The sequence below is a fragment of the Geobacillus sp. Manikaran-105 genome (assembly GCF_002809955.1).
Classification (GTDB): Bacteria; Bacillota; Bacilli; order Bacillales; family Anoxybacillaceae; genus Geobacillus; species Geobacillus thermophilus.
Genome location: NZ_PIJG01000011.1, coordinates 1 through 13,149, shown reverse-complemented (window position 1 = coordinate 13,149; position 13,149 = coordinate 1). Strand labels below are relative to the sequence as shown.

Here is a 13,149-nt window from a genome sequence, read left to right as displayed (position 1 = left end):
CCGCCGGCGTGGTACAATAGAACAAGGAACGTCCGAGGAGGGATGATGTTGAAAAACAAGCTCGTCTTAATTGACGGCAACAGCGTGGCGTACCGCGCCTTTTTCGCGTTGCCGCTTTTGCATAACGATAAAGGGATTCATACGAACGCAGTCTACGGGTTTACGATGATGTTAAACAAAATTTTGGCGGAAGAGCAGCCGACCCACATTCTCGTGGCGTTTGACGCCGGGAAAACGACGTTCCGCCATGAAACGTTCCAAGACTATAAAGGCGGGCGGCAGCAGACGCCGCCGGAACTGTCGGAACAGTTTCCGCTGCTGCGCGAATTGCTCAAGGCGTACCGCATCCCCGCCTATGAGCTCGACCATTACGAAGCGGACGATATTATCGGAACGATGGCGGCGCGGGCTGAGCGGGAAGGGTTTGCAGTGAAAGTCATTTCCGGCGACCGCGATTTAACCCAGCTTGCTTCCCCGCAAGTGACGGTGGAGATTACGAAAAAAGGGATTACCGACATCGAGTCGTACACGCCGGAGACGGTCGCGGAAAAATACGGCCTCACCCCGGAGCAAATTGTCGACTTGAAAGGATTGATGGGCGACAAATCCGACAACATCCCTGGCGTGCCCGGCATCGGGGAAAAAACAGCCGTCAAGCTGCTCAAGCAATTCGGCACGGTCGAAAACGTACTGGCATCGATCGATGAGATCAAAGGGGAGAAGCTGAAAGAAAATTTGCGCCAATACCGGGATTTGGCGCTTTTAAGCAAACAGCTGGCCGCTATTTGCCGCGACGCCCCGGTTGAGCTGACGCTCGATGACATTGTCTACAAAGGAGAAGACCGGGAAAAAGTGGTCGCCTTGTTTCAGGAGCTTGGATTCCAGTCGTTTCTCGACAAGATGGCCGTCCAAACGGATGAAGGCGAGAAGCCGCTCGCCGGGATGGATTTTGCGATCGCCGACAGCGTCACGGACGAAATGCTCGCCGACAAAGCGGCCCTCGTCGTGGAGGTGGTGGGCGACAACTATCACCATGCCCCGATTGTCGGGATCGCCTTGGCCAACGAACGCGGGCGGTTTTTCCTGCGCCCGGAGACGGCGCTCGCCGATCCGAAATTTCTCGCTTGGCTTGGCGATGAGACGAAGAAAAAAACGATGTTTGATTCAAAGCGGGCGGCCGTCGCGTTAAAATGGAAAGGAATCGAACTGCGCGGCGTCGTGTTCGATCTGTTGCTGGCCGCTTACTTGCTCGATCCGGCGCAGGCGGCGGGCGACGTTGCCGTGGTGGCGAAAATGCATCAGTACGAGGCGGTGCGGTCGGATGAGGCGGTCTATGGAAAAGGAGCGAAGCGGACGGTTCCTGATGAACCGACGCTTGCCGAGCATCTCGCCCGCAAGGCGGCGGCCATTTGGGCGCTTGAAGAGCCGTTGATGGACGAACTGCGCCGCAACGAACAAGATCGGCTGCTCGTCGAGCTCGAACAGCCGCTGGCTGGCATTTTGGCCAATATGGAATTTACTGGAGTGAAAGTGGACACGAAGCGGCTTGAACAGATGGGGGCGGAGCTCACCGAGCAGCTGCAGGCGGTCGAGCGGCGCATTTACGAACTCGCCGGCCAAGAGTTCAACATTAACTCGCCGAAACAGCTCGGGACGGTTTTATTTGACAAGCTGCAGCTCCCGGTGTTGAAAAAGACAAAAACCGGCTATTCGACTTCAGCCGATGTGCTTGAGAAGCTTGCACCGCACCATGAAATCGTCGAACATATTTTGCATTACCGCCAACTCGGCAAGCTGCAGTCAACGTATATTGAAGGGCTGCTGAAAGTGGTGCACCCCGTGACGGGCAAAGTGCACACGATGTTCAATCAGGCGTTGACGCAAACCGGGCGCCTCAGCTCCGTCGAACCGAATTTGCAAAACATTCCGATTCGGCTTGAGGAAGGGCGGAAAATCCGCCAGGCGTTCGTGCCGTCGGAGCCGGACTGGCTCATCTTTGCGGCCGACTATTCGCAAATCGAGCTGCGCGTCCTCGCCCATATCGCGGAAGATGACAATTTGATTGAAGCGTTCCGGCGCGGGTTGGACATCCATACGAAAACAGCCATGGACATTTTCCATGTGAGCGAAGAAGACGTGACAGCCAACATGCGCCGCCAAGCGAAGGCCGTCAATTTTGGCATCGTGTACGGCATTAGTGATTACGGTCTGGCGCAAAACTTGAACATTACGCGCAAAGAAGCGGCTGAATTTATTGAGCGATATTTTGCCAGTTTTCCAGGTGTAAAGCAATATATGGACAACATTGTGCAAGAAGCGAAACAAAAAGGGTATGTGACGACGCTGCTGCATCGGCGCCGCTATTTGCCCGATATTACAAGCCGCAACTTCAACGTCCGCAGCTTCGCCGAGCGGACGGCGATGAACACACCGATCCAAGGGAGTGCCGCTGATATTATTAAAAAAGCGATGATCGATCTAAGCGTAAGGCTGCGCGAAGAACGGCTGCAGGCGCGCCTGTTGCTGCAAGTGCATGACGAACTCATTTTGGAGGCGCCGAAAGAGGAAATCGAGCGGCTGTGCCGCCTCGTTCCAGAGGTGATGGAGCAAGCCGTCGCACTCCGCGTGCCGCTGAAAGTCGATTACCATTACGGTCCGACGTGGTACGACGCTAAATAAAAGCGGCCTGCCCGCCAGCTGCTCGGTTTTTCACGGGGCCGCGCAATGAGCTGTTGCTTTAAAACAGGTGCACGAACAGGAAAAGGAGGGAGGCGCCATGCCGGAACTGCCGGAAGTGGAAACGATCCGCCGCACGCTGTTGCCGCTTGTCGCTGGCAAAACGATTGAAGAGGTGCGGGTGTTTTGGCCGAATATCATTCGTCATCCGCAAGACCCGGCGGCGTTTGCTGCCAGGCTGGCCGGGCAGACGGTGCGCGGCATCGATCGGCGCGGGAAATTTTTGAAATTTTTGCTTGACCGGGATATGCTCATCTCCCATTTGCGCATGGAGGGGCGCTACGCGGTCGCCCAGTCCGATGAGCCGCTTGAACCGCATACGCACATTGTGTTTCGTTTTACAGACGGCAGTGAGCTTCGTTATCGCGATGTACGCAAATTCGGAACCATGCACGTGTACGCGAAAGAGGAAGCAGACTGCCGGCCGCCGCTCGCTCAATTAGGGCCGGAACCGCTGTCCCCAGCGTTTTCTCCGGCGGTGTTGGCCGCAAAAGCGGCGAAAACAAAGCGGACGGTGAAAGCGTTGTTGCTTGATCAAACGGTCGTGTCCGGGTTTGGCAACATTTATGTCGACGAAGCGCTGTTTCGCGCCGGCATTCTCCCTGGACGGCCGGCTGCTTCGCTGACGGATGAAGAACTTGCACGGTTGCACGAAGAAATGGTGGCGACGATCGGCGAGGCGGTCATGAAAGGGGGAAGCACGGTGCGCACGTATGTGAATACGCAAGGAGAAGCCGGAACGTTCCAGCATCGCCTGTTCGTATACGGCCGCAAAGGGGAGCCGTGCAAACGGTGCGGCGCCCCGATTGAGAAAATGGTTGTCGCCGGCCGCGGCACGCATTATTGCCCGCGTTGCCAACGCTAGGCAGCAGACAAAAAAGGAGGGGTGCCGAATGGCATTCACGATCGGATTAACCGGTGGAATTGCGAGCGGCAAAAGCACGGTCAGCGCGATGATGCGCGAGCTCGGCCTTCCGGTCATCGATGCGGATGAGGCGGCGCGCGCCGTCGTCCGCCCGGGGGAGGAGGCGTACCGGCAAATCGTCGCTGCATTCGGTCCGGGCATTTTGCGGGCGGACGGCGAAATCGACCGAGCCAAACTCGGGGCGATCGTCTTTAACGACGAACAACAGCGGAAAGTGCTCAACGCCATCGTTCACCCAGCGGTGCGGAAAAAAATGCTGGCTGAAAAAGAAGCGCACATCCGCTCCGGAGCGAAGACCGTCGTCCTAGATATTCCGCTGTTATTTGAAAGCGGGCTGACTCATTGGGTGGATAAAGTGCTTGTCGTGTACGTCGACGATGACGTTCAGCTCCGCCGGCTCATGGCGCGCAACGGTTTCACCGAAGAGGAAGCGCTCGCCCGCATCCGCTCCCAGTGGCCGATGGCGGAAAAAGTGAAACGGGCCGATGCGGTGATTGACAACAACGGGACGATCGAAGAGACACGCCGGCAGTTGCTGGCCATTTTGCATCAATGGGACGCCTTGGGAAAATAGGCGTCTTTTTTGCTGCGTTTTATTGATTTTGTTCTCCACATTTCATAAAAATATGATATACTATTTATGCGGATGAAAATAAATAGTATAACATATATGAGAGGGGAACAAGGTGAATGAAGGCGAAAGTGGCGATTAACGGATTCGGACGAATTGGACGGATGGTATTCCGGAGAGCCATCAATTCTCCCGACCTTGAAATTGTGGCGGTGAATGCCAGCTATCCGCCGGAAACGTTAGCCCATTTGGTGAAATACGACTCCAACCACGGCAAATTCGACGGCGATGTCGCCGCTTTGGAAGACGGATTGCTTGTCAACGGCAAAAAGGTGAAATTGCTGAACTCGCGCGATCCGCAACAATTGCCGTGGAAAGAGCTTGATATTGATATTGTGATTGAAGCGACCGGCAAATTTAACGCCCGCGAAAAGGCAAGCCTTCACTTGGATGCTGGGGCGAAACGCGTCATTTTAACCGCTCCGGGCAAAAATGAGGATGTGACGATTGTCGTCGGCGTCAATGAACAGATGTTGGATATTGACCGTCATTTTATCATTTCCAACGCTTCGTGCACGACGAACTGCCTCGCCCCGGTCGTGAAAGTGCTTGATGAAGCGTTCGGAATTGAAAACGGCCTGATGACAACCGTTCATGCTTATACGAACGATCAAAAAAACATCGACAATCCGCATAAAGATTTGCGCCGCGCCCGTTCATGCGCCCAGTCGATCATCCCGACGACGACGGGAGCCGCGAAGGCGCTCGGGCTGGTGCTGCCGCATTTAAAAGGAAAGCTTCATGGCATGGCGTTGCGCGTTCCGACGCCGAACGTGTCGCTTGTCGATTTGGTCGTTGACGTCAAGCGGGATGTGACGGTCGAGGAAGTGAACGAAGCTCTTCTCCGCGCAGCCAATGGTCCGCTGAAAGGCATTTTGGATTTCACGATGGAGCCGCTTGTGTCGATTGATTTCAACACGAACCCGCATTCGGCGATCATTGACGGTTTGTCGACAATGGTGATTGACGGCCGGAAAGTGAAAGTGCTCGCCTGGTACGACAACGAGTGGGGCTATTCGTGCCGCGTCGTCGACTTGGCCAGCCTTGTCGCCGCCAAAATGAATGAGCGTCTTCATGTGAGCGCTTAAGCAGTTTTTCTTCCAATCTCGCAATCGTGAAAAGATGCGCAAAGCGTCCGATCCGCCCGTGTGGCGGTGTGGGCGCTTTTTCCTTTTGGCATGCGAAAAAATTAAAAAAGCCTGTTGCAAAAACCCCCTAAACAAAGTATACTATGTTTCGTGAACTTCTTAACGGCAAAGGTAATGTGACTACTTAAAGGGTTAGGACCTCTTAGGACTAACTTTCCCCCGTGGTAGTTATACATGCCATTTTGCAACCTACAAATCTGTTTTTTATTTGAGAAAATTGGTTAAAAGGGGGACTTGCGCATGGATACGATGGGTCGTCACGTTATCTCGGAACTTTGGGGATGCGACTTTGACAAACTGAACGATATGGACTTTATTGAAAAAACGTTTGTAGACGCCGCATTAAAGTCGGGAGCGGAAATTCGCGAAGTCGCATTCCATAAATTCGCTCCGCAAGGCGTAAGCGGGGTCGTCATTATTTCCGAATCCCATTTAACGATTCATACGTTTCCGGAACACGGCTATGCCAGCATTGATGTGTATACATGCGGCCATTTAGACCCGACCATCGCCGCGGATTACATCGCCGAAAAGCTTGGCGCGCAAACGCGGGAAACGATTGAGCTGCCGCGCGGCATGCGCCCGATTGAAGTGAAAAAGGCGCACGCGCTGTAATTCCATAACAACGGAAGCAAAAGGAGCGTAAACAGGACGCTCCTTTTTTTACGCTTTCGGCGGTGCCATGGCGGCCAAAATCATGGTATGATGGTGAAAAAAAAAGAACGATTAGGGAGACGTGGCTATGAGCATGTGGAAAAAGTTGAAGTATGCGTTGACGAACCATTGCGAAACGCGGGAAAACCATGAGGACGCCGAGCTCCGGAGCCATTACTACAAAGCGGCCCACCGCGCTGTCATCGACGCGGTGAAAGAGCTGCTCGCTTCGCTGCCTGACGCCGAGCTGCTTTCCGTTTCCGAAGAGCGCGGCGAGCTTTGCGCCCAAACGCGGCGCGGCCCCAAGCTGTTTATCGTCGCCACCGTCATTTCCGTCCGCCCGTTTGAAACGGCGGTGGACTTTTCGGTGACGACCGAGACAAAGTTCTTGCCGTTTGATTTTGGTCGCAGCCGGGCGGTCATCCTTGAGTTATACCGGAAGCTTGACGGCCGCCTGCCGTATATTGGTTCTGGCCTCAATAGCTGACTATGGCTTGTCTGCCCTCTGCCATTCCGGTATGATAGAAGATAAGAAGAGGAACGGAGTGGATGTTATGCGATGTCCGTCATGCCATCACCAAGGCACGCGCGTGCTTGACTCGCGCCCGGCCGAAGAAGGCCGCTCGATTCGCCGCCGGCGCGAGTGCGAACAATGCCACTATCGATTTACGACGTTTGAGCGGGTCGAGGAACCGCCGCTGATTGTCGTCAAAAAAGAAGGGACGCGCGAGGAGTTCAGCCGGGAAAAAATTTTGCGCGGTTTGATCAAAGCGTGTGAAAAACGGCCGGTGGCGCTTGAGCAATTGGAAAAAGTGACGCAGGAAATCGAGCGCGAGCTGCGCAGCCAAGGCGTATCGGAAGTAAAAAGCGAAACGATCGGCGAAATGGTCATGGAGCGGCTGTCGCGCATCGATGAGGTGGCCTATGTCCGCTTCGCTTCCGTCTATCGGCAGTTTAAAGATATCAACGTATTTATCGAAGAGCTAAAAGAGCTGATTAAAAAAGGACAACGGTAAAAGGGCACGGGCGGGAATGCGGCAGGCCCTTTTTTCAGCTTATTTTTCGGCCGGGAAGGCGAGAGGTGGATGGAAACGAATATGGCAGAATGGAAGGTCGGAGCGATGCCACACCATTGGAAAGAGTTGTTGGCCGTTGATCGGTATATGGTGCAAAGCCGCACTGCGCTGCACGATGCGGACCGAAAAGTGTTGACTATGCTGTATCAGCCGCTGATCGGCCATCGTGCGCTCGCCTTATATATGACGCTTTGGGGGGAGCTCGAGCTGCTTGGCGGCCGGGAAGCGACCCACCATCGGCTTATGGCGCTCATGCAGTGCGGCCTGCCGGACATTTACAGCGAGCGGCTGAAGCTCGAAGGCATCGGGCTGCTGAATACGTACGTCCACGCCCCCGAGGCGGAAGAGCCGAAGCAGTTTGTGTATGAGCTGCGCCCACCGCTGGCGCCGGATCAATTTTTCCGCGACGAAATGCTCGGCGTCTTTTTGTACCGGCAAGTCGGCCGTCATATGTTTGCCCAGCTGAATGACTGTTTTGCCTGCCCGGCTGTGGATGAGACAAAGTTCACCCGGGTGACGCGCGCGTTTTCGGACGTATTTTCGTCCGTTCATGCTGAACAAATCGTCGCGGGATTCAATGAAGAGGCCGGGCGCGAGCTCGAGCCGCCGGATGGAAAAGTGCACATGGGGCGGGACGAGGCGTCGTATGCGCTCGATGACGGCGTGTTTGATTTTGAGCTGTTTTTTGCCGGCTTGTCGAAACAGATGGTGCCGCGCCGGGCCGTAACCGCGAAAGTGAAAGAAGCGATCAAAAAGTTGGCATTTTTGTACGGCATCCCGCCGCTGGAAATGCAAAAAATTGTCCTCGGCGTCATCGATCCGGCATACGAGATTGACATTGACGCCCTGCGCCGGGCGGCCCGGGAGTGGTATGAGCTCGAGCACGGCGGCGCCGCCCCGCGCCTTGTCGAACGGGTGCAGCCGCTCGCTTACCGGACGATGGAACACATCGAGCCGCGCACAAAAGAGGAGGCGTTGATGAAGCAGCTCGAGACGATCTCCCCGCGCCAGCTTCTGAAGGAAATTTCCGGGGGAGCGGAGCCGTCGCTCGCCGATTTGCAATTGATCGAAGATATTATGTTTCAACAGCAGCTTCTTCCGGGCGTCGTCAATGTGCTGATTTATTACGTCATGCTGCGGACGAATATGAAACTATCGAAAAAATATGTCGAGAAAATCGCCAGCCATTGGGCGCGCAAAAAGGTGCGCACCGTCAAAGAGGCGATGGAGCTGGCTAAAGAGGAAGCAAAGACGTACCAAAACTGGGCGAATGAAAAAGAAAAAGGGACGCGGACAGTGCGCAAAGTCGTGCGCACCGAAATCGTCCCCGACTGGCTGAACATGGATTACAGCCAGCCGGATGATGACGACTTTGATGTGGAACAGGCGCGCAAAGAGCTCGAGGAACGGCTGAAAAAATACCGTGATGGATCGTAGGTGTAAAGGCGATGGAACGAGTAAATCAACTGTTGCAGCGGCTGTTCGGAAACGAAGGGTTCCGGCGGCGCTATGAACAAATGCGGCGCTATATTTTGACGCATCCGGACGTGCAGCCGTTTTTGCAGGCGCACGAGCAGCAGCTGTCGCGCGATGCGGTGGACCGAAGTTTAATGAAGCTGTACGAATTTATCGAGCAACATGGCCATTGCCGCCAGTGCCCAGGGCTCGAGCAATGCCCAAATATGCTGCCGGGGTATCATCCGAACTTGGTGGTCGCCGGCGGGCGAATTGACGTTGAATACGACCGCTGTCCAAAAAAAGTGCAAGATGATGAACGGAGAAGGCAGGAAGCGCTCATTCAAAGCATGTTCGTGCCGCGGGAAATTTTGCAAGCTTCGCTGTCGGATGTGGATCTTAGCGACGATGGGCGCATTAAAGCCATCCAGTTTGCAGAGAAGTTCGTGACGGAGTACGAGCCGGGGAAAAAAATGAAAGGATTGTACTTGTACGGGTCGTTCGGCGTCGGCAAAACGTATTTGCTCGGGGCGATCGCCAATGAACTGGCGAAACGGAACATTCCGTCGCTCATCGTCTATGTGCCGGAGCTGTTTCGCGAGCTGAAGCATTCATTGCAAGATCAGACGATGAACGAAAAGCTCGATTATGTGAAAAAAGTGCCGGTGCTCATGCTCGATGACCTTGGAGCGGAGGCGATGTCGAGCTGGGTGCGCGACGATGTGCTCGGCCCAATTTTGCAATACCGGATGTTTGAAAATTTGCCGACCTTTTTCACCTCCAACTTTGATATGAAGCAGCTCGCCCACCATTTGACGTATTCGCAGCGCGGCGAGGAAGAAAAAGTGAAAGCCGCCCGCATTATGGAGCGGATCCGCTCACTCGCGCACCCGGTTGAAATTACCGGGCCAAACCGCCGCGAATGATGGATAAGCGGTCAAACGGCGCGCTTAAGGCGTCCCCTGACGCAAGGGGGCGCCGTTTTTCTGCGCTGGGGCGGAAAGGATGCATTCTCCGCCAGCCGCCAAGGAGCGGGGCATCTTGGCGAATGAACCCGTTGCGAATGTCTGTGCGCTCCGTCCGCCGCAGCCCTGTAGGCGGGAAACGTTGGACGTTTTGCGCTTTTTTAGTCTAAACAGCTGGTTGTCCCCATATATATAAACCAAGCGTTGATCTCGGAGAAGGGGGGACAGCGGGTGATCGAAATCCATTTTGACAAGGCAAGCGAGGCGGAGAAACTGTTTTGGCTGCTGAATGAACGGAAACGGGATGCCTGTCCGCTGTTTCACGCCGCTTACGACGGAAACAAGACCGTGGCGGTTTACATATACGGCGACGAGAAGCACGTGCTCGAGACGTATATCATACCAGCCATGACTGCATTTGTGCAGTCTGTCCTCGAAGACCGGCTGTTGTTGTCGATCATTTCCGGTGTCTTTTATTTTCGCGACCGCGAGGAACAGCAGCAAATTTTGGCGCTCGCCCATTCGTTTTTGGACGGTGAACGGCGCGATTATCAGAAAGGGGCGGAGTTTGCTGCTTCGCGCATGGCGCTGCTGCGCGAGGCGTTCGCTTCGTTTTTGCGCGACGGGCTGTCCTTCTCGTTTTCGTCGTTTGTCACCTTTCGGCTGAAGCCGTACATCGAGCGGCTTGAACATTATGTCGGGCTCGCGATTGACGAGTACAAATTGGAGCAAGAGTATCAAACTTTCGTGCAAATGCTGCGCGAATGCCTGGTTGGCCGGACGCCGCAATGGCCGCGCCTGTATTTGGTGCACGACCCGCCGCACTTCGTGTTTTACGACCGCCACCGCCGCGAGCTGTCGGCGGCGGAAGTGAAACAGCTGATCGACCGCCATCTCGTCGTCAGCCAGCCGATGTATATCGATTCTTCGGTGCTCGCGCCGCTTGTCTCGCTTGCTCCGGCGGAAATTGAGCTGTATACCGACCACCCGGATGACGGCATGGTGCAGACGCTGCAAAACGTGTTTCAAGAGCGGCTTCGCCTCCGCCGCCGCGCTGATTTTTCCCGCTTGTTTGTCGCCAGCGCCGGAAATGGGGAAGAATCTTGATTTTTCTTTTCGGTTCCGCTATAATATCGTACATGAATAACCGCATAGACAAGCGATGACGAGGATATGGGTGCATTTTTACGGTTTCCAGAGAGGGAAGGCGGCGGCTGGAACCTTCCTAACACGAAAAATGCGCTTACCCCCTCAGAGCTGCGGCAGCGAACGGAGCGCCCAGTAGTTGCCGCCGGTGGCTAGCCGTTATTGTTGTTGAGCCATGGCGTTGTGTTGCCATGGGAAGAAGGGTGGAACCACGACGAAAACTCGTCCCTTTTGAGGGAGGAGTTTTTTTCTTTTTCAATTATGACAAAGGAGTGATTGCCGATGCCAGACATGATTCGCATCACGTTCCCGGACGGGGCGCAAAAGGAGTTTGCGAGCGGGACATCGACCGAAGACATCGCCGCGTCGATCAGTCCGGGGCTGAAGAAAAAAGCGATCGCCGGGAAACTAAACGGCCGGTTCGTCGATTTGCGCACGCCGCTTCATGAGGACGGCGAGCTGGTGATTATCACCCAAGATATGCCAGAGGCGCTTGATATTTTGCGCCATAGCGCCGCCCATTTAATGGCGCAGGCGATCAAACGGCTGTATCGCAACGTCAAGCTCGGCGTCGGACCCGTTATTGAAAACGGCTTCTACTATGATATCGATATGGAGCATAAGCTGACGCCGGACGATTTGCCGAAAATTGAGGCTGAAATGCGCAACATTGTCAAAGAAAACTTGGATATCGTCCGCAAAGAAGTGAGCCGTGAAGAAGCTATCCGGCTGTATGAAGAAATCGGCGATGAGTTGAAGCTCGAGTTGATCGCTGATATTCCGGAAGGCGAGACGATTTCCATTTACGAGCAAGGCGAGTTTTTCGACCTTTGCCGCGGCGTGCACGTGCCGTCGACCGGCAAGATCAAAGAATTCAAGCTGCTCAGCATCTCGGGGGCCTACTGGCGCGGTGACAGCAACAACAAAATGCTGCAGCGCATTTACGGGACAGCGTTTTTCAAGAAGGAAGATTTGGAGCGCTATCTGCATCTTCTCGAAGAGGCAAAGGAGCGTGATCACCGCAAATTAGGAAAAGAGCTTGAGCTGTTTGCGACGTCGCAAAAAGTCGGGCAAGGCTTGCCGCTTTGGCTGCCAAAGGGGGCGACGATCCGCCGGATCATTGAACGGTATATCGTCGACAAAGAAATCGAGCTTGGCTATGACCATGTGTATACGCCGGTGCTCGGCAGCGTCGAGCTGTACAAAACGTCAGGACACTGGGACCATTACAAAGAAAACATGTTCCCGCCGATGGAAATGGACAATGAACAGCTTGTGCTGCGTCCGATGAACTGCCCGCACCATATGATGATTTACAAAAGCAAGCTGCACAGCTACCGTGAGCTGCCGATTCGCATCGCCGAACTTGGCACGATGCACCGCTACGAAATGTCCGGAGCGCTTACCGGCTTGCAGCGCGTCCGCGGCATGACGCTTAATGACGCCCATATTTTCGTGCGCCCTGACCAAATCAAAGACGAGTTTAAACGTGTCGTCAACTTGATTTTAGAAGTATACAAAGATTTCGGGCTTGACGAGTACTCGTTCCGCTTGTCATACCGCGATCCGCATGACAAAGAAAAATATTACGACGACGATGAAATGTGGGAAAAAGCGCAACGAATGCTGCGCGAAGCGATGGACGAGCTCGGTCTCGACTACTATGAGGCTGAAGGGGAAGCGGCGTTTTACGGGCCGAAGCTCGATGTGCAAGTGCGCACGGCGCTCGGCAAAGACGAAACGCTCTCAACGGTGCAGCTCGACTTCCTCTTGCCGGAACGTTTTGACCTTACGTACATCGGCGAAGACGGGAAGCCGCACCGCCCGGTTGTCATCCACCGCGGCGTCGTCTCAACGATGGAGCGGTTTGTCGCGTTCTTGATCGAAGAATACAAAGGCGCGTTCCCGACATGGCTCGCCCCGGTTCAAGTCAAGGTGATCCCGGTGTCGCCGGAGGCGCACCTCGATTACGCCTATGACGTGCAGCGGACACTGAAAGAACGCGGCTTCCGCGTTGAAGTCGACGAGCGCGACGAAAAAATCGGCTACAAAATCCGCGAAGCGCAAATGCAAAAAATCCCGTACATGCTCGTTGTCGGCGACAAAGAGGCGGCCGAGCGAGCGGTCAACGTCCGACGCTACGGCGAAAAAGAGAGCCGGACGATGGGGCTTGATGAATTTGTCGCCTTGTTAGCGGAAGACGTGCGGGAAAAACGGGCGAAATAAGGAACGACCTATGGCGGTCCGACGCGTTTCGGACCGCTTTTTTTTCGCGCGCAGGCGGAGGCTGGAGCGCATTGTTGCGGTCAACTGAAAAGTGTGAGTAAAATATTTGTGGGTGACATTCCGAAATGATCCCCGACGAGGGTTGCGAACTTTTGTTCGCGACGCTCGTCGGGGCCACCAAGCGAAG

At 54.7% G+C, this 13,149-nt stretch carries 11 protein-coding genes and 1 other annotated feature; all 11 genes read left to right on the top strand.

The genetic code is table 11. The features are described 5' to 3' along the window. Positions 1-42: 42 nt before the first annotated feature. Positions 43-2,679, top strand: a complete 2,637-nt coding sequence (polA, locus tag CV945_RS05035) for a DNA polymerase I (RefSeq protein ID WP_100659258.1) — start codon at positions 43-45, stop codon at positions 2,677-2,679. Positions 2,680-2,776: 97 nt separating this feature from the next. Further along, entirely contained in the window at positions 2,777-3,601 is an 825-nt protein-coding gene (gene mutM, locus CV945_RS05030) for a DNA-formamidopyrimidine glycosylase (protein ID WP_033008538.1), read from the top strand. Positions 3,602-3,629: 28 nt separating this feature from the next. Next, the gene (gene coaE, locus CV945_RS05025) at positions 3,630-4,235 is read left to right on the top strand and encodes a dephospho-CoA kinase (protein ID WP_033008536.1); all 606 of its coding nucleotides are present in this window, start codon (positions 3,630-3,632) and stop codon (positions 4,233-4,235) included. 116 nt (positions 4,236-4,351) lie between these two features. Beyond that, complete coding sequence (locus tag CV945_RS05020; RefSeq protein ID WP_044743538.1) at positions 4,352-5,380, top strand: glyceraldehyde-3-phosphate dehydrogenase; 1,029 nt, start codon at positions 4,352-4,354, stop codon at positions 5,378-5,380. Positions 5,381-5,680: 300 nt separating this feature from the next. After that, positions 5,681-6,055 carry an adenosylmethionine decarboxylase gene (gene speD, locus CV945_RS05015; RefSeq protein ID WP_033008533.1) on the top strand — a complete coding sequence of 125 codons (375 nt, stop codon included), beginning with the start codon at positions 5,681-5,683 and terminating at the stop codon, positions 6,053-6,055. 127 nt (positions 6,056-6,182) lie between these two features. Continuing rightward, the gene (locus tag CV945_RS05010; protein WP_033008532.1) at positions 6,183-6,581 is read left to right on the top strand and encodes a hypothetical protein; all 399 of its coding nucleotides are present in this window, start codon (positions 6,183-6,185) and stop codon (positions 6,579-6,581) included. Positions 6,582-6,648: 67 nt separating this feature from the next. Further along, on the top strand, positions 6,649-7,110 hold the full coding sequence (gene nrdR / locus CV945_RS05005; protein ID WP_033008531.1) for a transcriptional regulator NrdR: 462 nt from the start codon (positions 6,649-6,651) through the stop codon (positions 7,108-7,110). Between the two features lie 105 nt (positions 7,111-7,215). Continuing rightward, on the top strand, positions 7,216-8,607 hold the full coding sequence (locus CV945_RS05000; RefSeq protein ID WP_044743547.1) for a replication initiation and membrane attachment family protein: 1,392 nt from the start codon (positions 7,216-7,218) through the stop codon (positions 8,605-8,607). 11 nt (positions 8,608-8,618) lie between these two features. Continuing rightward, complete coding sequence (dnaI, locus tag CV945_RS04995) at positions 8,619-9,551, top strand: primosomal protein DnaI (protein ID WP_033010808.1); 933 nt, start codon at positions 8,619-8,621, stop codon at positions 9,549-9,551. A gap of 270 nt (positions 9,552-9,821) precedes the next feature. Beyond that, positions 9,822-10,697: a putative sporulation protein YtxC gene (ytxC, locus tag CV945_RS04990; protein WP_100659257.1), complete on the top strand. Its 876-nt coding sequence runs from the start codon at positions 9,822-9,824 to the stop codon at positions 10,695-10,697. Between the two features lie 46 nt (positions 10,698-10,743). Further along, positions 10,744-10,969 (top strand) — a binding site (T-box leader). 49 nt (positions 10,970-11,018) lie between these two features. Then, on the top strand, positions 11,019-12,962 hold the full coding sequence (thrS, locus tag CV945_RS04985; RefSeq protein ID WP_100659256.1) for a threonine--tRNA ligase: 1,944 nt from the start codon (positions 11,019-11,021) through the stop codon (positions 12,960-12,962). The last annotated feature ends 187 nt before the right edge of the window (positions 12,963-13,149 follow it).